We start from the raw sequence: 18,824 nt of genomic DNA on the forward strand, positions 1-18,824 counted from the left end.
AATGTGACAGCGCTGTCGTGGACGTCAGCCACCGACCGGTGCGGCGGACACCACCATCGGGTCGCTCTGTCCGGTCGAGGCCGCGTTCGGTGTCACGGTGGTCGCACGCCACAGGTCGTGCCCCTCGGCGTCGATGCCTCGGATTCCAGTCGTTTCGGAGATGTCGACCGTGACCACCGGAAGCGCTTCGCCGTCGCACAGCGCGGTGTCGGAGGTCGGAATCGGGCCGAACAACAGCGTGCCGTCGTTCATCGCCTCGCTCACCTGATAGGTGACGGCGAGCTGTTGCACCGTATCGATGCGCTGGGTGATCCACACGATCTCGCAGGGGCTGTGATCGATGTCATCTCCGCACAGGCGCGATTTCCAGCCTTCGCCACCGGCGGAGCCGTCGCCGAAGATCTGTTGCCCGAAGTTGCCGTACTGTCGCATCTGCGGGTTGTCGGCGTAGAACGTCGTCAGGCAGGGGCCATAGTTCATCGTTGCGACGATGGTGTCGGTGCCGGCATAGGTCGCCGCGTCGCCCTCGAAGCGCAGCGCGACGAAGCCGTGGGTGAGGGCTTCATCGCCGCCGGTGGAGGCCCCGGCATCTCCGCCGCCGCCGCTGCCGTCGGAGCTGCCGCCGCATGCGGCGAGGAACGCCATCGAGACCAGGAGGAGCTGTCGAGAGGTGGGCACGTGTGGGGTTCGTCCTGCGACCTCGTGGGCCGCGGTCGTGGGTGGAGGCGGGCAGGATCGCATCATTCGAGCCGCGTGCAGGATCGGGCGCGGGTGAGCTGGCGCGTCATCGGAACGGCGCCGGGGCGCGACCGATCGCGACCGCGAGCATGGGTGGGAGCTCGTGGGCCTGCCACACCTCGCAGATGGTGATGCCGTCGTGGGCGACGAGTGCGGTGCCGTCGTCCTTGGGCGCGGTGCCGCCGTCCTCGGCATCGGGCCAACGCGCGGCCGTCAGCGGCAACGCGGCGCCGCCGGTGGCGAGCGAGAGCACGGTGCCGGTCCACCGCAGGCGCTCGATCGTGAACCGACGTCCGACGGGTTCGGCCGGGGCGAAGCGATCGCCCACGCCCGGACCGCAGAGCCCCACGAACTCCCCATCGACGCACTCGAGCAGCAGGCGCTCGACCCGGTCGCCACCGAACACCCAAGCGCGCGCCGCCGTGAACGCCAGCGCCTCGAGCTCGGCGCGGCTGCGATCGGCGACGTGCAGCTCCCTTCGCAGCGCGCTCGCGATCGCGCGGCGTGGGACCTCGCGACCCGCCAGCGCGCGGCGGTGCGACACCACCGCGCCGGCGGCGATCCACAGGCCGGCGCCCGTGAACGCCGAGCCGAGGATGCCGTCGAGCCCCAGCGGCGGCGGGCCGTCGAACCAGCGGCCCAGCCAGTAGTTCAGCACGGTGCCGAGCAACGCCAGGGTGGCGAACACCGCGAAGCCGCCGCTGATGCCGTGCCCGCCGAACTCGAGCGCGGCGAAGCGGCCGACGTCGCCGGCGAGGAGTCGTTGCTGCCGGCGCGCCGGCAACCGACGTAGCGTGCGTTGCAGCGAGTGGCTCACGCGGACTTTCGTCAGGGCGCGGCAGGGTTGCGGAGCACGTCGTCGCAGCGCTTGCGGCAGGCCGCCGGCGCACTGGCGGCGAACTCGGTGGTCCCGAGCGAGGTGATGCCGTTGGGCGTCACACGCATCATCTCCACGGCATCGTCGCTGCCGCCGAGCTCGACCAACAGCTCGCGGCCGCCGCGACGTTGCAGTCGCAGGCGCGCGCCGTTGCGATGGCCGCCTTGCTTTGCCACCACGCCCTGCTCGCCGAGCACGATCAGGTCCCACGCCTTGCCGCACGGGCCGTGATCCGAGAGGTACACCCGCACGCCCTCGCCGAGCTCGCAGATCATCCACTCGGCGGGCTTCTCGACGCTCTTGGGCTTGGCCTTGGTCGCGGCCACGAACGCCGCCATGCTCTCGTCCGAACCGAGCGTGCAGTCGTCGAGCGGCCGATTGCTCGGCGAGCCCGGGCGTGGCACCGGGTCGCGGTCCATGCCCCAGTCGCCGAGCACGCCGGGCCCGTCGCTGTCGGACAGTCGCTGCGTGCGTCGATGCCGGAGCACTTCGCCGTCGAGCACCACGCCCGACAGCCGCGCCGATTCGTCGTCGACGTAGCCGCTGACGTAGCCGAGGCCATCGTGCGCGCGGAAGACCAGCGAGCCGAGTCCGCCGAGGTCGCCGACCGGCGCCATCACCCGGGTTTCACGATCCAAGAGGAAGTACAGCCCGCGATGGCTGCGGCAGTCGGTGCCGTCGAGGTGCTCGACCAGCTGGATGCGATCGTCGCGATGGCCGAAGATCGCGGTGGCCGGCATCACGCGGGTGTGGGTGCCGTCGTCGGCGAGTCGCTCGAGGAACGAGGCGCCGCGGCTCCAAGCGTCGCGCTCCTTCGACCACGCCGGAGTGTCGAGCTGGACCACCATCTTGCTCGGGTCGAGCTCGAGCGGCTCGCGGGCGGTGCCGCCGAGCCCGTAGATCTCGACCTCGGCCACCTGCAGATCGCCGCGCTTGGGCCCGTGGTACTCGAGCCCCTCGATCGTCACCGCCGTGGTCGCGATGGGCTTGCCGAACACGACGTAGACGTAGTCGCGGACGTCGGGCAGCTCGACGTCGACCCAGCCGTCGTCGGTGTGGATGCGGACCTTGGCGGGTCGCGGCTGCTTGTCGAACGCCTTGCCCTCCGCCGCCGCAAACAGGCGCACCGCCTGCAGCTGCGCGTCGTCGCCGAGGTGCATGCCGAGCGCACAGGGCTTGTAGGGATCGAGCTCGCAGGTCCAGGCCGTGCGCAGATCGTCGTCGCGCATGCGACCGACCTCGCCGTCGCCCTCGACCGCCCATGCCGGCACCTCCAGCGCGCCTGCGAGCGCGCGCAGGCCCTTCAAGCCCTGTAGGTTGAAGCCGAGGTGGGTCGCGCCGCGGGCCGCGTACGCGAGCTTGCGCTTGGCCCGTTCGAGCGGCGGCGGCGGCTCGTTCGAGGGCTCCGCCGGCTTCGCGACCGGCGGACGCTCGATCTGCGCCACCAGCTCCTCGGGTTCCTCGGTGGCGCCCTGCCCGGTGTCGTCGGCCGCGGGTTCGCCTTTGATCACGGCCTTCACCCGCTCGACCACGTTGCAGCCCGACGACATCGCGAGCGCGACGAGCCCGGCCACCCCGAAGGCCCGCACTCCCGGCTGGCTCGACGCACGCACGACTCCCTGCATGGGTAGCATAGCTTTGGCCCGCGAGGGGTCGGACAACCGCGCGCAATGGTGACGGAGCAGGCACACCAAGGGCTATGCTGGCGGCGCATGGCTTCGCGTCGGCGCTGGCTCTGGCTGCTGTTGCTGGCGCTCGCGACCGGCGCTGCCTGCCCGCTGCTGTCGCGGCTGATGAACGCCAACGAGCGGCCGCGCTTGCTGCAGGCGATCGCGATCGTCGATCACGGCAGCATCGCGCTCGATGCGGTCGTCGCACGGGGCATCGATCCCGGCATCGACGTCGCGCGTGGTCTCGACGGCCGATTGCTGCCGAACAAGCCCCCTGGCGCGACGTTGCCGGCGGTGATCGCCTACGGCGCGCTGCGGCTGGTCGCCGCGGCGGGCGGCCCGACCCCGACGCTGTTCGCGCTCACGTGGTCGTCGCGACTGCTGGGCGCGTGGCTGCCGACGATGTTGCTCGCGTGGTCGATCGCGCGGCGCCTCGGTGATGACGATCGGGCGCGCGCCGCCGCCACGCTGGTGATCGTGAGCACGCCGATGCTGAGCTACGCGCACGTGCTGTTCGGCCACAGCCTCGCGGCGCTCTCGCTCTGGATCGGGGTGCTCTCCATCCACGACGCGCTGCACGACGATCGAGCCGCCCGCGCACGACGACACGCGGTGCTCGGCGGGTTCGTGGCCGCGTTCGCGGTGGTCGTGGAGTACGGCGCGATCGTTGCCGCGATCCCGTTGACCGCGATGCTGTGGCCCGCGCTGCGCGACCATCGTCGGGCCACGGCGTGGGCCGCGGTCGCGGGCGCGGTCGTGCCGATGCTGGCGCTGGCTGCCTATCATCAGCTGGCGTTCGGCTCGCCGTGGTCGACCGGCTACCACCGAGTGGTCGACGAGGGCTTCGCGACCATCCACGGCCATGGTCTGCTCGGCTTCACGTGGCCGCACGCGGGACAGCTCGTCGAGGACCTGGTGTCACCGTGGGGGGGCCTGCTGTATTGGGCGCCGCTGGTGGTGTTCGTGCCGCTGGCCTGGCGCACGCCGGACCAGGCGGGCGTGCCCATGCGGACGATGACGTGGATCTTCGTCGCGTTCCTCGTGCTCACGTTGGGGCTCGAGCAGGCCGGCGGTTGGCGCGTGGGTCCGCGCTACCTCGTGGCGGCGCTACCGATGCTCGCGCCGGCGTTCGTCGTGGTGCTGCGACGACTACGAGGGCGCGAGGGGGCGCTCGCGTTGCTGCTGGGCGCTGCCGTGTTCGCGACCGTGTGCAACGCCCTGGCGGCGAACCTCTTTCCGCACCTGGTGCCCGACGGCAATCCCCTGCGCGACCTGTTGATCCCGCTGCTGTGGCGCGGCATGCATCCCCACGGCATCGTGCCGTTCGCCGACGTGGTCGGCGGGCTCGCGGCCTTGGGGGCGCTGGGTTTCGTGCTGACGGCGAGCGTGCCCGCCGGGCGTCGCGCGGCGGTCGGTGGTGCGTCGCTGGTGGTGGCCGGCATCGTCGCCGCCGTCGCGTGGTCGTTGCCGAGCGCCGACGATGCCGATGCGACCCTCACGTCGATCGTGGCGATCTGGGAGCCGGGTGGCGCGCGCGAACCCAAACGCGTGCCGCTCGCCGAGGCGATCACCTCACCGTCGCGATGAGCAGCACGTGCCCGGACGGAGAATTCTGTCTTGACGCGCTTCGTCGACAGTTGTAGTACTACGACCGTAGTACTACAAGCGTAGTACGGGACGCCGAGACCATGTCCGATGCCCAGCTGAGTGACCTGCAGCTCGCGCTGCTGCGGGTGTTGTGGGACCGCGACGAAGCCACCGCCGCCGACGTCCACGAGGCCCTGCGCGAGCAGGACCGCGCGCTCGCACCGACCACGGTTGCGACGCTGCTGCAGCGCCTCGAGAAGCGCGGCCTCGTGACCCACACGATGCGCGGTCGCAGCTATGTGTACCGCGCAAGCGTCCCCGAGCACGAGGTGCGCCGCACGATGCTCGCGAAGCTCACCGAGTTCTTCTTCGGCGGCAATCCGACGGCACTCGTCAGTCATCTGCTCGGCAGTCGATCGATCGATGCCGAGGAACTCGCTGCGATCGACCGACTGCTCGCCGATCGGCGGGAATCCGAGTCGGAAGACCCAAGTTAGCCACCAACTCTCGACCCATCCGAGGTGTTCCCATGGTTACGACGATCCTGTCGTGGGCGCTGACCTATGCGCTGCACAGCACCGCGCTCATCTGTACGATCTGGCTGGTGACCCGCGCGGTGCCGCGGATCTCGCTGTCGATGCAGGAGTCGCTGTGGAAGCTCGCGCTGGTCGGCGGCATCCTCACCGCGAGTGTGCAACAGGCCGGTGAGCTCGCGCCGCCGTGGGGGCACCTGGGCCTGCCACAGGCGCTACAGACCACCGAGCAGCCCGCGGTCGCGACGCTCGCCGCCGCGCCCACGTCCGACGCACGGCCGGCGCAGCTGCAACATCGCGCCGGCGAGCTGACGATCGTCGCCACGCGTGCGAGCGCACCGCGACCGGTCGCGGCGATGGCCAGCCCGGCGAGGCCACCCAGCGCGTGGCCGTGGGTGCTGCTGTCGCTCATCGGCGCCGGCGCGGTGTTCGGCCTCGTGCGGCTCGGCGTCGCCGCCCATCGCCTGCGCAAGCAGCTCGCGAACCGTCGCGACGTGATCGAAGATCCCCTGCTCGAGAGCTGGCTGGCGCTGTGCAACAAGGCCGAGCTGCCCAAGCGCGTGCGGCTCTCGGCGAGCGCCACGCTGCCGTCGCCGGTCGCGTTGGCCCGTCGCGAGGTCTGCATCCCCGAGCGCGCGATCGAGGGCCTCACACCGCTGCAGCAGCAGGGCATGCTGGCGCACGAGCTCGCCCACGTCGTTCGCCGCGATGCATGGTGGCTGCACGCCAGCGCGATCGTCGAGGCGTTGCTCTTCTTCCAACCGCTCAATCACCTCGCGCGGCGCAAGCTCGAAGAGGTCGCCGAGTTCCAGTGCGACGACTGGGCCGCGCGCCACAGCGGCACCGGGGTGCACCTCGCGAAGTGCCTCGCCGAGGTCGCCGCGTGGGTCGAGCGACAGCCGGCGACGATCGCCGCACCGGCGATGGCGAGTGTTCGTTCGCCGATCGTGAAGCGCATCCGTCGACTGCTCGATGATCAACGGCGTCAGGCCGGGCGCCAGCACGGTCGGCCCGCGTGGCGGGCCGGGGTCGGGCTGGGCCTGCTGGGCGCGACCGCGTGGCTGGTGCCGGGCGCCCGTGCACAGGCCGAGCCGCTCGCGATCGCCCCGCGCGTCGCCGAGCCGAGCGCGACCATCGTGGTCGAGGACCTCGATGGCGCCGATGGCCACGACCGCGCCCGCGTGCGCATCGTCGGTCGCGACGAGACCGTCGAGCTCGACGTGGCGGCCCCGCGCGCGTTGCCGCCACCGCCACCGCCGCCGCTGCCGGCCGCACCGCCGCCACCGCCCCGCGAGCACGGCGTCAGCATCATCATCCACGGTGGCTGGTGGTTCGACGGCCCGTTCTCGCCGTGGGGTGGACGCGGTGCCATCGAGCTGCACGGTCTCTTCGACGGCGATGATCTCTTCGACGACGGCGCGTTCGAGTTCGACCTCGAGGCGAGTGCCGACGCGTACGAAGACGCGCTCGAGGAGGCTGCGCGTGCGCAGGAGCGCGCCGTCGAGGCGGCGCAGGACGCCTTCGAGCGTGCCCAGGAGGAATCCTCGTGGCACCAGCGGCGCCACCGTCCCGCGTCGCAGGACGATGCGTGGGTGCCATGGTCCACGAGGCCAACGGGCCACGTCGAGGCGGAGCCGGCGCCCGCATCTGCGCCGCTCGTCTCGCTGTGAAGGGACCGCCGTCGTCGAACACGACGCTGGGCTTTGCGGGGCGAGCCGGGTTTGATACAAACCCGACGCCGATGGCAAAGCCCCGCGACGCCGCCACCTCTTCCGAGCTCACGCCCCCGCGTGAATCGTCGCGGTCGCAGGCCAGCCTCGTCGTCGAGACCTGCCCCGCGGGTCCGCGCACGACCATGCCGCCCACGCCGCGCACGTTGGGGCCGCGCCGTCCGACCAGCGGCTTCACGGTCGAGTGCCACGTGCTGCCGCGCCGTCGCCCGTGAACCCGCGCGAGCGCGTCGCCTCCGCGCGGGCGCGGGGACGCCTGCAGGCCGTCACCATCGACGCCGCAGGCACGCTCGTGCATCCACGCGAGTCGATCGCGGCGACCTACGCCGAGCTGGCGAAGGGCTTCGGCGCATCGGCCTCGAGCGCTGCGATCGCTGCCGCGCTCCGACCCGCGATGGCGCGCCATCGTGGGCTGCGGGCCGTCGACCCGGCGTGGCGGGCCTACTGGGCCGCCGTCATCGCCGACACCACTGGCGTCGACGTGCCCGGGTTGACCGACGCGCTGCTCGATCACTTCGCGGGCGCGAAGGCGTGGCGTGTGGCCGACGGCGCACTCGCGTGCGTGCAGTCGCTGCGTCAGGTGGGGCTGCGCGTTGGCGTGCTGTCGAACTGGGACCTGCGGCTGCACGGCACGCTCGCGGCGCTCGGCATCGCCGAGGCCTTCGATGCTGTGATGAGCTCCGCCGAGCTCGGCTGCGAGAAGCCCGACCCGCAGGCGTTCGAGCGCGCAGCGTCGCGGCTCCGCGCACCCGTGGCCGAGTTGGTCCACGTCGGCGATGACGACGAGGACGACATCATCGGGGCGACGGGGGCCGGCGCGATGGCGCTGCACATCGTGCGCGACGCCGGCGGCTTCGACGGCCTCGCCTCGCTGCTGCGCGGCGCATAGTACGTGCCGAGCGCCCGCCTGCCCGCGCACGGGGTGCGCCCAGCGACGAGGAGCGCGCCGCACATCGCCTGATACCATCCCCGCCGTGCGCGCATGGCTCGGCGTGATGGTGTGGACGACGGCGGCCTGCGGGCCGTGGACGCCGATCGATCACGGTGCGATCGTGGTCGGCGGTAGCAGCTCCGGCGTCGCCAGCAGCTCCGGTGATGATGCGCCGTCCCAGCAGGATTGCCTCGCGCTCGCGGCCTGCTTCGAGCGCCGCATCGATCTCGCGGTCGGGCTTGCGCCCCGCGATCTCGCGGTCGGCGAGATCGACGGCAACGGCGCGCCGGATCTCGTGGTCCGGGGTGACGCACCGGTGGGGAGCGCTCGGGTGGTGGTGCTGCAGTCGCGGGAGCGCTTCACGATCCTCCCGGCGGCGGTCGACGCGGGGCTCGGTGCCGCATTGGTCGACGTGGATCGCGACGGCCACCACGATCTCGTGAGCGCCAACGGTGTGGTGCTCGAGCTCCGCAGCGGCGCCTCGACGCTCACCAGCGTGGTCGAGTCTGCGGCGCTGCCTCAGGCGCCGGTGTCGTTGGTCGTGATGCCCGCGGGCGACGACGGCGAGAGTCTGTACGCGGTCGCCGAGCTGGCCGATCCGGGCGGCATCGCGACCGTGCGGCTGGCCGGCGGCGCGTTCGGTGAGGTGGTGCAGCTCACCGCGTACGGTCAGAGCTCCGATTTCTCGTACGCGTCGAACGGCATCGACCTCGGCGACGTCGATGCCGACGGCCGCGTCGACGCGCTCGCCGTGATCGACATGCACGGCGCGGGCACGTTCCAGGCCGAGGTGCGTGTGTGGCCGGCGAGTCAGGGCCACTACGGCGTGCAGTGGTTCTCGGGCGAGGGGCACCACCAAGGTGTGGGCGACGTCGACGCCGACGGTCACGACGACCTGCTGGTGCTCGAGTTCTACGGCCGCCTGCATCGCTTCGCGTGGACGGGCCCGTCCTCGATCGCCGACATCGACGGCTGGGGCGCGGCGGCGGCGAACGTCATCGAGGTCGGTGACGTGTCGGGCGACGGCATCGCCGACGTCGTGCTGGCGCGGCACGGCAACGACGAGGACCCGCGGCTCGATCTCCTGACCGACTGGGACGACGGCACGCCGGTCATCCACGAACTCGCGCTCGATCACGAGTTCGACGTGCTGCTGCTGGCCGACGTCGACGGCGACCATCGCGACGACATCATCGGCGGCAGCATCTCGCGCCAGAGCGTGACCGTGCTGTACGCGGGCATGCCGTGACGCCGCGCTCGCGCGGCGAAACGCCACGCATTTCCCGCCGGTAAACCCCGGGTGGAGCGCCGATCGATCGGGCGCGGGGGTGCGTCGAAGCGGCCGTCCATGAACACGCCACGATTCGGCAAGTCGAGTGCGCTCCTGCTGACCGCGTTGACGCTGAGCGCATGCGCGAACCGCTACCACGTCGACGCAGAGGCGCCCAACTACGCCGCCCAGGCCGACCTCGCGGTGCGCGTGAACAAGACCGAGCAGCGCGAGCTGACGATGCACATCGACCACCTCGCGCCGCCCTCCCGCATCGACCCGGCGCTGAAGGCTTACGCGGTGTGGATCTTCGTCCCGGGCCACGGCTCCGCGAAGCTCGGGATGCTCGATTACGACGCCGACGATCGCACCGGCGAGATCGTCGCCACCGCGGGCTACGAGAAGTTCGAGGTCGTCGTCACGCTCGAGGCCGATCCGTCGACGCCGGTGCCCAGTGATCGCGTGGTGCTGCGCAAGGTCGTCGGCAAGGGCTGACGCCGTATCGGTGCCAACCGCGGCCGCGCCGCAAGCGAAGCGCGGCCGCGCCCGATCGATGCGCCATGGCAGGCGCGTCGCGCCGCCCCATGACCTTCACGACGTCGGCGTCGCGGTCGCCCGCAGCGCGCGCTCGGTTGCTCGACGAAAGCGCTGGCAAGGCGATTGCACGAGTGCTCGTGCGTGGTGACGAGCCGGGTGGCTCCCGGAGCTCCTCGACTCGCCACCGCAGCTTGAACTTGGCTTGATCTGCCTCGCCCGCAACAACGCAACCTTACGTCCCTGACTTGGCTTGTCGTCGCCACGTCGGGGTGTGCCGGCCGCTCGCGGGCACACCCCGACGATGGCGCTGGAAGGCGCACGACCGCGACGTTCGCTAGTGCGGCGGCTCGAAGAGCACCTGCACGGTCGCGCCAGGCTCGACCGGACCGGGCGGCACGTCCTGCATCACGGCGATGCCGGTGCCCACCGGCTGCAGCACGACCCCGGCCTCGTCCGCGGCATCGATCGCCTCGGCCATCGTGAGCCCGGTGAAGTCGGGCAGGCCGCCTTCGACCTCGATCACACGCTCGCCGGGGAGTCGCGGCTCGATGTCGTCGACGTCCGCGAAGCCCTCCGCGAGCTTGACGTTGCTCGCCAGCAGACGGATTGGATCGGGCGCGGGCTTCGAGCCGTCCTCGCGCGGCACGCCCATGTGTTCCATGAGCTGCGCCGCGAGCACGGCGAAGGTCGGCGCCGCGACCTCGTTGCCGTAGTGCCCGCCTTGCGGCAGGTCGACCGACACCAGGATGACCACGCGGGGATCACGGGCTGGGATCGCGCCCACGAACGACGCGAAGTAGTCGTCCTCGGCATAACCGCCCTGCTTGCTGGCCTTCTGCGCCGTCGAGGTCTTGCCGGCCACGCGATAACCCGGCACCACCGCGTTCTTGCCGGTGCCCTTGTTGCTGTGCACGACATTCTCGAGCATCTCGAGCACCGTGCGCGCGGTCGCGGCCCGCACGACGCGCTCCTTGGGCGGGCGCGTGATCGGGACCTCTTCGCCCTCGGGCGTCAGCACCTTGCGGACGATGGTCGGTGGGTTGTAGCTGCCTTCGTTCGCGAGCACGGCGAAGGCGGCTGCGACCTGCAGCGGGCTCGCGGTCATACCTTGGCCGAACGACACGTTCGCGCCCTGGATGTCGGACCACTTCTGCCATGGCGCGAGCACGCCCGCGGTCGCCCCCGAGAGCTCGATCGCCGGACGCTCGCCGAAGTGGAACCGTGTGACCCACTCGTGCAGGTGTTGCTTGTCGAGTCGCTCGTAGATCTTGGTGGTGCAGATGTTCGACGAGACCGCGAGGATCTCGCTCACGCTCAACCACTCCGACGACTTGGTGTCGGAGATGGAGTGGTCTTCGGTGTACTTCCACTTGCCCTTCTCGCAGAAGAAGCTCTCTTCCTTGCGGATGGCGCCGGTCTCGAGCGCGGCGGCGACGGTGATCGCCTTCATGGTCGAGCCGGGCTCGAAGTCGCTCTGCACGGCGTGGTTCACCGTCTGGGCCAGGGTGTCCACGGGGTGGTTGGGGTCGAAGCTCGGCCGGCTCACCATCGCGAGGACCTCGCCGTTGCGGGGGTCGAGCACGACGATGCTCGCGCTCGCCGGGGTCCAGGTCGCGACCAGCTGATCGACGGCCTGCTCGGCCATGCTCTGCATCGCCGAGTCGATCGTGAGCACCACGGTGTTGCCGCGCGAGACGTCCGGATCGGGGAAGCCCTCGACCAACAGCTTCTTGCCACGCGCGAAGTAGGCGCGGCTCATCGCATCGCGCCCGCGAAGATACTCCTCCATGCCGTACTCGATGCCGAGGTTGCCCTTGCCCTGGGCACCGACGCGACCGATGACGTGGGATGCGAGCGTGCGTCGGGGGTAGACGCGATGCGGTGCCTGTTCCAGGCTCACGCCCTCGAGTCCGTGGGCGCGCAGCTGGTTGGCCTGCGCGTCGTCGAGCGACATCCGCAGCTGACGGTAGGCCTTGTCGCGGCCGAGTTCCTCGCGCAGGTACGCCGCGTCCTCCTCGGGGAACAGCTCGAGCACTGCGGCGACGACGTCGTCGACGGTGCCGCGGGCGGTGATGAGCCGGGGGTTGACCACGATCTTGTAGACGCGGTCGGTGATCGCCAGCGCGATGTAGCCGCGATCCACGACATCCCCGCGCGTGGCCTCGACGCGGTAGGTGCGGAGCTGCTGGCGGTGGCCGAGCTCGGCGAAGCGATCGTGCTGCACGACGCCGATTGACCAGGCGCGCCACATCATGCCGAGCAGCGCGAGCGCGAGCACCGATCCGACCACGGTCGCGCGGTTGCGGACCGCACGCAGGTCGGTGGCCATGGGGCGCATGAGCTCGCCACCGCGTCGCAACAGGTTGCGCGTGCGGGCGTTGCCGTTGCCGTCGGGCAGGGGCTCCGACGCCAGCGGACGCGCGGCGCCGTCGCTCGCGGGGGGCGCCACGCTGGGGCCGGCTGCGCTGGGGTCCACCTCGCTCGCCTGCCAAAATCGCCGCGTGCGGGCAAGTTTCTGGCGTAGGCGGCCGCGTCGCGAGCCCCGCGCGAGCGCACCCGAGGGACCCACCCCCGTCGCGGCTCCTCGACGGCGCGTCAGCCCGGCTGCGCGAGCGTCTCGCGGCTTGACCGCTGGGTCCGACCCGCGCGACCTTGTTGGCTGACATGCCCCGCGACCTGACCGAGCGCATCTGATCGACCGTCGACCGCGCCGCACTGCTGTTGTTGGCGGTGCCGTTCTTCGACGAGCTGTGGACCGGCGTGCCCGTCATCGAGGCGCCGGCGCTCGAGCGCACCCATGCGCTCGCCCATGGCGGCACCGCGGTGATGCTGCTGGTCGCGCCCGCGTTGCTCGCGGCGGTGCTCGAGGTGCGGTTGTTGATGTGGGCCGAGCGCGGCGATCCGCGGCGATGGATCGCGGGCTCGCAGCTGGTGATCGCCGCGTGCACGGCGATCGCAGCACTCGCGCCGGCGGCCGGCTTGGTGACGTTGATGCTGGGCCTCGCCGGCACGGCCAGCGGCGTGTCGACCAGCCTCGCGCAGGGGCTCGTCGTCGCGGCCGACCCCGAGCAGGGTGAGCGCTCGATGATGCGATGGACGCTCGCGTCCGCGCTGGGCGATGTGGCCGCGCCGCTGCTGCTCGCGGCCACGGCCGCGGTCGGTCTCGGCTGGCAGGCCGCGTTACTCGCGGTCGCGGCGCTGGTCGGCATGCATGCGCTGGCGGTGTCGTTGGGCCCGCGGGCGAGCGCGTCCGCGGCGGGCGACGAGGTCGGCGACGCGCTCGCCTTCGGGCTGCGCGACGCGCTGCGACACCGTCGTCTCATGGCATGGCTCGCAGCCGCGACCGCGTGCACGCTGCTCGACGAGGTGCTGGTGGCCTTCGCCGCGCTGCACCTGCGACTCGACCGCAACGCCAGTCCGAGCACCATCGCGATTGCGGTCGCGGCGTGGGCGGCAGGTTCGGCGCTGGCGCTCGCCATCACCGAGCGTGTGCTGCTGCGGGTATCGGCGCGCGGCGTCTTGGGTGTCGCGGCGCTGGCGTGCACGATTGCGGCGGCGCTGTGGTGGGCGCTCCCGAGCACCGCCGCGGTCGTCGGCGCGCTCGTCGTCGTCGGCGTCACCACGGCGCCGCTCTTTCCCATCGCGCAGGCCCAGGCCCACGCGCAGGTGCCCGGTCGCGGCGCGTTGATCGGTGCGGCCTCGCAGCCGTTCGTCCTGTTCGAGTTGGTGACGCCGTGGTTGTTGGGGCTCGCCGCGGATCGCTGGGGCCTCGGGCTTGCGCTCGCGCTGATGGCCGTCGGCCCGGCGGCGTTGGTGGGGTTCGCGCTCGCGCCGCGGGCGTGGGTTCGACCGCTTAGCTAGTGCCGCGGCGGCTGCGGCCGGCGCGACGCCGACGAGCGTCGGTGGATTTTTCTTGCGACGGTGCACCTGCACGTGGCGTCGTGGGGTCCATGCTCCGTTCCTGGCCTGCCCTTCGCGCGTCGTCCCTCCTGCTCGGCGCCGCCATCTTCGTGCCTGCACTCGCCTGTGGCGACGACGGCGACTCGGACTCGGACTCGGGCGCCGGTACCGAGGCGTCGGCGTCGGCGTCGGCCAGTGCCAGCGCGAGCGCTTCGGGTGGCACCGGCCCGGCCGCGCAGAACTGCCCGGAGCGTTGTGCTGCCAAGGCCAGCGATTGCGGCGCGCCTGCAGACGTCGCGGCCTCGCAGTGTCAGTCGGTCTGCGGCGGCTCGCTGACCGAGGACCAGCTCGACTGCCTCGAGATGGAGGACTGCGCGACGCTCACGGGGGTGTTCCTCGGCACCGGTTCGGCGTGCGGCCTGGGCGGTGGCAGTGCGAGCGGCGGCTCGGCCAGCGCCAGCGCCAGCGGGGGCTCTGCGACCGGCTCACCGGACGCCGACATCGGCGATGCGTGCGAGTGCACCGATCCCGAGGCCGACTACGAGAGCTGCAGCGGCACCGGCAGTAGCTGCGGCTCGCTGACGTGCTACGTGGTGTTCGGCGACGGCATCTGCTCGCAGCCCTGCACCGCAGACGCCAACGGCGACGACTGCCCCTCGGGCGAGTGCACCACGCAGGTGGTCAACGGCCTCGAGGTCGGCACCTGGTGCGTGCTCTGACGCTCCGGTCTCAGCTGTCGGATGGTGCGAGCCACGCGGGCACCGATTCCTCGGCGATGAGCGCCGCGATGTCGCGGCGCGCCCGCGTGATCGCGAAGCGCTCGCCGTCGACCAACACCTCGGCAGCGAGCGGTCGCGAGTTGTACGTGCTCGCCATCGTCATGCCGTAGGCGCCGGCATCGAGCACCATCATGAGGTCGCCGGCTTCGACCGGCGGCAGCACGCGCGCCAGGCCCAAGAAGTCGCCCGATTCGCACACCGGGCCGACCACGTCGACCACCGTGGTGTTGCTGCCCGGTGCGGGCTCGCGCACCGGCACGATTGCGTGATGGGCCTCGTACAGCGCGGGACGCAGCAGATCGTTCATCGCAGCGTCGACGATCACGAACGCGGCCGCATCGCCGCGCTTGCGGCCGATCACCCGCGTGAGCAGCAGCCCGGCGTCCGCCACCAACCAGCGTCCGGGCTCGATCGCCAGCTGCACGCCGAGCTCGTCGGTCTCGACCCGCATCGCGGCGCCCCAGGCCTCGACGTCGAGCTCCGGCTCGCCGTCGCGGTACGCGACCCCGAGGCCGCCACCGAGGTCGAGGTGGGCCAGGGTCACGCCACGATCCCGCAGCGTGCCGACCAGCCGTCGCAGGTGCACGATGCTCTCGCGGTAGGGCGCGATGTCGGCGATCTGCGAGCCGATGTGGCACGCGATGCCGACCAGCCGTAGGTTCGGGTGGCGATGGGCCTGCACCGCGAGCTCGGTCGCCTGCGGCATCGCGATGCCGAACTTCGACTGCCGCAGGCCGGTTGCGAGGTACGGGTGGGTGTTGGGATCGACGTCCGGGTTGACGCGCAGGCTCACCGGCACGCTCGCCTGCGCGGCCTGGGCCCGCGCCATCACCCGCTGCAGCTCCTCGGCGGACTCGACGTTGATCGAGCGGATGCCGGCCGCGATCGCGGCGTCGAGCTCCGCGTCGGTCTTGCCCACGCCGGAGAACACGATGCGTTGTGGCGCGAAGCCGGCCGCCAGCGCGCGCGCGAGCTCGCCCCCGGAGACGATGTCGGCACCCACGCCCTCGCTCGCGAGCACCCGCAGCAGGGCCTGTGACGAGTTCGCCTTCAATGCGAAACAGATGAGCGGGTCGGGTACGCCGCCCTTGCCGGGTCCGAGCGCCGCGCGCAGTCGCGAGACCCGCTCCCGAACCCCGACGGCGTCGTAGACGTAGGTCGGCGTCCCCGCGGCCTCGGCGATCGCGGCCAGCGCGACCCCGCGGACGCACGCTGCGCCGTCGCGCACGCGCAGCCCGAACCGCTCCGCGTTCGCGCGCACCCAGGGGAGGTCGTCGGTGATTGCGGGCCGTTCGTGTTGGTCTGCCATGGCGTGGAAAAATCGGCGGACGTCGGCCGGCGCGAGCCCTGCACTCGCCGCGACGACCGGGTCAGCGGCCTCGAATAGCAAGCGGGCCGCGCGAGCGTCAACGGCCAGAGGGTGCCGCGCGATCCCGTCCGTCGTGGGCAGATGCCGAGGCCGATGCTACGATGTGAAGTGGCACCTTCGGTCCCCGGCATGGGAGGTCGTCGCATGAAGCACAACCACACTCGGCACAACTGGCAACTCGTCGCAGCGACGCTGACGTCGCAACTGCTGGACCTGCAAGGGGGGGCCTCCTAGCGCTGTCCGGGGACCGTCGTCGGCGTGCGCAAGACCACGAGCCGCCCACACGACGTGCGAGGGCATGATCACGAGCACTGCCCTCCCTTCGTCCCCGTCCAACGGGATCCGCACCGGGTCCGAATCCGGATCCGAAGTGGCGCTGCCAAGGGATCCCAGCGGCGTGCGAAGCACTCCGCAAGCGGCCTGCTCGGCCGCACTCGAAACCGCAGGGGGCGCGACCAGGCCCCCCGCTCGAGCCGATGGTGACCCGTCGGCTCCCATCGCGAGCGAACCAAACGTCACGCGGTCGCCCGCGATGCTCCACCCAGCGTCGTGACTCCACACCAATCGAGCGCCCAACGGCGCTCGTCGCCAACGGAACCGGATTCGACCCGAGGTGCCCACCGCGGCGGGACTACGAAAGTGGTCCCGCCGCCTTCGTCTGAGCGGGCCATCGACGTCGCCGCCGGCACGCGACGAAAGCCCACCTCACGGCGGGATGACGCATGCGCCGACGTTGGCGTAGGACACATCGGGCGGCATCTGGCCGCCGATGTACCACGACACGCACTCGAGCGCCGTGTCGACCGCGGGGCAGGGGTCGGGCGTCTCGGTGATGTCGCACAGCGGCGTGCAGCAGCCGAAGTTCTGGTTGCAGCTCGGCACGAAGTCGGGCGTGACGCAGATGAGTCCGGGCTGACAGCCGCTCAGCAACCAGCACGGACCTCCCACCGCCGAGGGCCCGATCGACGGCAGACACAGGAAGCCGGTGCCGCCGTCGGCTTCGGCGTCGGGATAGCAGCCGTTGCCCTCGGGGCAGTCCTGCACCAGCGGATCGCAGGTGTCGAAGCAGAACGGCACGCCGGAGAAGTAGATGAAGCAACCCTGGCCGAGCTGGCATGCGGGGTCGTTGGCCGAGCCGGTGCAGTACTTCTGGCAGGTGCCCATGCCGTCGCCGTCGAAGTCGAGGCACATCGATCCCTTCACGCAGTCGTCGATGCAGCTGCCGAAGTAGCCGTCGATGACGCACTCGTCGCCCGGCTGCGCCGCGTTGGCGTCCTCGGGACAGCAGCGGATCTCGTCGGGCACGAGGTCGGGCTCGAGGGACCACGGCGCGCACTTCTCCCCCATCGGGCAGTCCTGGTCCCAGATCGAGCACTCGGCGTCGACGCTGCTGTCGTCGCCGCCCGAGGAGCTCTCGTCGTTGGCGCCACTGCTGCTGTCGGCAAGGCCGGTCGTGGTGCTCGCGTCGCTGGTGCCGCTACCCGTGCTCGCGGCGCCGGTGGTGGCGCCACCCTCGGTGCCTGGCGCGTCGCCGGTGGTGCCGCACGCCGCCGCCCCCACGAGCGCGAGGTCGATGCTGCAGGCGAACACGAGCCGACGCGCGCGGCGGAGCATCGCGCCAGCATAGCACCGGCGCGCGAGCACCGGCGCCGGCCCGCGTCAGTCGTCGCCGCCCAGCAGGTGACCCGAGCGGGCCTGCTTGGTGCGCAGGTACTCGCGGTTCTCGGCCCGCGGGGGCATCACGATCGGCACCCGTCGCACCACCTCGAGGCCGGCGGCGCGCAGGCCGTCGAGCTTGCGCGGGTTGTTGGTGATGAGCTCGATGCAGCCCAGCCCCAGCGTGCGCAGCATGGCGCCGGCCGTCGCGTAGCTGCGAAGGTCGTCGTCGAAGCCGAGGTGGAGGTTGGCGTCGACGGTGTCGAGCCCGGCGTCCTGCAGCGCGTAGGCGGCGACCTTGTTGGCGATGCCGATGCCGCGGCCCTCTTGGCGCAGGTAGAGCAGTACGCCGCGGCCGGCCGCGTCGATCTGCGCGAGCGCCTGACGCAGCTGCTCGCCGCAGTCGCAGCGCAGCGAGCCCAGCACGTCGCCGGTGACGCACTCGGAGTGGACGCGCACCGGCACCGGTGCATCGCCCTGCAGGTCGCCGCGCACGAGCGCGATGTCGTCGAGCAGCGTGCCGGCCGCGTCGACGAACGAGACGATGTCGAATGCGCCGCTGGTGGTGGGCAGCTTGGCCCGCGCATGCTCGTGCACCGCCAAGCGGGTTGCCGCGAGCTCGGAGGGGACGATCGACAGCTTCACGCGCGGACCCATGGGCACCTGGGGACGATGCGGCGGCTCAGAACTCGCGGGATGCGTCGACGATGCCCTGGTAGAGCTTGTTGGAGGACGACATGCCGAGCTCGATGCTCTCGAGCACCAGCTCGAGGAGCTGGTCCTGGTCGAGGCGCAGGACGTCGTAGTAGCGCTGGCGGTCGATCGCATGGATCGTGCCGGGCCAGTAGCCCTCGTTCACGAGGATGTTGTTCATCGCCAGGCGGGCGACGCGACCGCTGATGTCCGGCCACGGGAAGATGCGGATGACCTCGCGATGGACCTCGACCGCCAGCTCGATGGGGTGCGCGCGCTTGCACTCGTCGGTGCGGAACCAGTCCGTCAGCTTGCGCATGCGGTAGCTGATCTTGTCGGCCGGCGCGAGGTCGTGGAAGTACATCCGGTGGATCGGATTGTCCTTGCGGTACTGAATCTGATCCTTCTTGTCGACCGGCAGAAGCAGGTGGTGCAGCTTCTTGAGCCACTCGAGGTTGAGGCTCAGCCGCTTGCCACGGGTGTCGAGCACGTGACGGATGCCGTCGCGCACGGCGATGATGTGGTTGTACGCGGGGATCAGCGACGGCGCGCTG

16 protein-coding genes are annotated in these 18,824 nt (G+C 71.4%); 9 read left to right on the plus strand and 7 right to left on the minus strand.

The annotated features are described in order from the left end of the window. Nucleotides 1-24 precede the first annotated feature (24 nt). The 3 genes from IPH07_39560 to IPH07_39570 form a co-directional block, all read right to left on the minus strand. Nucleotides 25-678 (minus strand): hypothetical protein, encoded by a 654-nt coding sequence (locus IPH07_39560; protein MBK6923553.1) that lies wholly within the window; start codon nucleotides 676-678, stop codon nucleotides 25-27. 106 nt (nucleotides 679-784) lie between these two features. Then, nucleotides 785-1,555 carry a hypothetical protein gene (locus tag IPH07_39565; GenBank protein MBK6923554.1) on the minus strand — a complete coding sequence of 257 codons (771 nt, stop codon included), beginning with the start codon at nucleotides 1,553-1,555 and terminating at the stop codon, nucleotides 785-787. An 11-nt stretch (nucleotides 1,556-1,566) separates the two neighbouring features. After that, nucleotides 1,567-3,228: a hypothetical protein gene (locus tag IPH07_39570; protein MBK6923555.1), complete on the minus strand. Its 1,662-nt coding sequence runs from the start codon at nucleotides 3,226-3,228 to the stop codon at nucleotides 1,567-1,569. 57 nt (nucleotides 3,229-3,285) lie between these two features. Between IPH07_39570 and IPH07_39575 the strand changes: the two genes are divergently transcribed. The 7 genes from IPH07_39575 to IPH07_39605 all read left to right on the plus strand — a co-directional run bounded on the left by IPH07_39575 (nucleotide 3,286) and on the right by IPH07_39605 (nucleotide 9,831). After that, a complete protein-coding gene (locus IPH07_39575) occupies nucleotides 3,286-4,872 on the plus strand; it encodes a hypothetical protein (protein ID MBK6923556.1) in 1,587 nt (528 codons plus the stop codon). A 101-nt stretch (nucleotides 4,873-4,973) separates the two neighbouring features. Beyond that, complete coding sequence (locus IPH07_39580) at nucleotides 4,974-5,369, plus strand: BlaI/MecI/CopY family transcriptional regulator (protein MBK6923557.1); 396 nt, start codon at nucleotides 4,974-4,976, stop codon at nucleotides 5,367-5,369. Nucleotides 5,370-5,401: 32 nt separating this feature from the next. Further along, nucleotides 5,402-7,075 carry a M56 family metallopeptidase gene (locus IPH07_39585; GenBank protein ID MBK6923558.1) on the plus strand — a complete coding sequence of 558 codons (1,674 nt, stop codon included), beginning with the start codon at nucleotides 5,402-5,404 and terminating at the stop codon, nucleotides 7,073-7,075. Between the two features lie 71 nt (nucleotides 7,076-7,146). Beyond that, nucleotides 7,147-7,350 carry a hypothetical protein gene (locus IPH07_39590; protein ID MBK6923559.1) on the plus strand — a complete coding sequence of 68 codons (204 nt, stop codon included), beginning with the start codon at nucleotides 7,147-7,149 and terminating at the stop codon, nucleotides 7,348-7,350. Next, a complete protein-coding gene (locus tag IPH07_39595) occupies nucleotides 7,347-8,024 on the plus strand; it encodes an HAD-IA family hydrolase (protein ID MBK6923560.1) in 678 nt (225 codons plus the stop codon). Before IPH07_39590 ends, IPH07_39595 begins: the two co-directional genes overlap by 4 nt. 85 nt (nucleotides 8,025-8,109) lie before the next feature. Continuing rightward, nucleotides 8,110-9,315 carry a VCBS repeat-containing protein gene (locus tag IPH07_39600; GenBank protein MBK6923561.1) on the plus strand — a complete coding sequence of 402 codons (1,206 nt, stop codon included), beginning with the start codon at nucleotides 8,110-8,112 and terminating at the stop codon, nucleotides 9,313-9,315. 99 nt (nucleotides 9,316-9,414) lie between these two features. Further along, on the plus strand, nucleotides 9,415-9,831 hold the full coding sequence (locus tag IPH07_39605) for a hypothetical protein (protein MBK6923562.1): 417 nt from the start codon (nucleotides 9,415-9,417) through the stop codon (nucleotides 9,829-9,831). Between the two features lie 376 nt (nucleotides 9,832-10,207). On the opposite strand, the gene IPH07_39610 is transcribed toward IPH07_39605, so the two are convergent. Further along, nucleotides 10,208-12,322, minus strand: a complete 2,115-nt coding sequence (locus IPH07_39610) for a hypothetical protein (GenBank protein MBK6923563.1) — start codon at nucleotides 12,320-12,322, stop codon at nucleotides 10,208-10,210. Nucleotides 12,323-12,603: 281 nt separating this feature from the next. On the opposite strand from IPH07_39610, the gene IPH07_39615 reads away from it, so the two are divergent. Together IPH07_39615 and IPH07_39620 are read left to right on the plus strand one after the other, a co-directional pair. Next, nucleotides 12,604-13,734 (plus strand): hypothetical protein, encoded by a 1,131-nt coding sequence (locus tag IPH07_39615; GenBank protein ID MBK6923564.1) that lies wholly within the window; start codon nucleotides 12,604-12,606, stop codon nucleotides 13,732-13,734. Between the two features lie 89 nt (nucleotides 13,735-13,823). Beyond that, a complete protein-coding gene (locus IPH07_39620; GenBank protein ID MBK6923565.1) occupies nucleotides 13,824-14,492 on the plus strand; it encodes a hypothetical protein in 669 nt (222 codons plus the stop codon). A gap of 10 nt (nucleotides 14,493-14,502) precedes the next feature. Here the strand turns inward: IPH07_39620 and lysA are convergent, their stop codons facing one another. The 3 genes from lysA to ribA form a co-directional block, all read right to left on the minus strand. Then, a complete protein-coding gene (lysA, locus tag IPH07_39625) occupies nucleotides 14,503-15,861 on the minus strand; it encodes a diaminopimelate decarboxylase (GenBank protein MBK6923566.1) in 1,359 nt (452 codons plus the stop codon). Between the two features lie 765 nt (nucleotides 15,862-16,626). Next, entirely contained in the window at nucleotides 16,627-17,535 is a 909-nt protein-coding gene (locus IPH07_39630; GenBank protein MBK6923567.1) for a hypothetical protein, read from the minus strand. A gap of 45 nt (nucleotides 17,536-17,580) precedes the next feature. Continuing rightward, nucleotides 17,581-18,405 carry a GTP cyclohydrolase II gene (ribA, locus tag IPH07_39635; protein MBK6923568.1) on the minus strand — a complete coding sequence of 275 codons (825 nt, stop codon included), beginning with the start codon at nucleotides 18,403-18,405 and terminating at the stop codon, nucleotides 17,581-17,583. Between the last annotated feature and the right edge of the window lie 419 nt (nucleotides 18,406-18,824).

Source organism: Deltaproteobacteria bacterium (assembly GCA_016709225.1).
GTDB classification, from domain to species: domain Bacteria; phylum Myxococcota_A; class Polyangia; order Nannocystales; family Nannocystaceae; genus Xiheibacterium; species Xiheibacterium phototrophicum.

Coding starts and splice junctions, on each gene's coding strand:
- IPH07_39575 (MBK6923556.1), top strand. CDS start 3,286: ATGGTGACGGAGCAGGCACACCAAGGGCTATGCTGGCGGCGCATGGCT.
- IPH07_39580 (MBK6923557.1), top strand. CDS start 4,974: ATGTCCGATGCCCAGCTGAGTGACCTGCAGCTCGCGCTGCTGCGGGTG.
- IPH07_39585 (MBK6923558.1), top strand. CDS start 5,402: ATGGTTACGACGATCCTGTCGTGGGCGCTGACCTATGCGCTGCACAGC.
- IPH07_39590 (MBK6923559.1), top strand. CDS start 7,147: ATGGCAAAGCCCCGCGACGCCGCCACCTCTTCCGAGCTCACGCCCCCG.
- IPH07_39605 (MBK6923562.1), top strand. CDS start 9,415: ATGAACACGCCACGATTCGGCAAGTCGAGTGCGCTCCTGCTGACCGCG.
- IPH07_39620 (MBK6923565.1), top strand. CDS start 13,824: ATGCTCCGTTCCTGGCCTGCCCTTCGCGCGTCGTCCCTCCTGCTCGGC.
- lysA (MBK6923566.1), bottom strand. CDS start 15,861: ATGGCAGACCAACACGAACGGCCCGCAATCACCGACGACCTCCCCTGG.
- IPH07_39630 (MBK6923567.1), bottom strand. CDS start 17,535: ATGCTCCGCCGCGCGCGTCGGCTCGTGTTCGCCTGCAGCATCGACCTC.
- ribA (MBK6923568.1), bottom strand. CDS start 18,405: ATGCGATCGACCGCCAGCGCTACTACGACGTCCTGCGCCTCGACCAGG.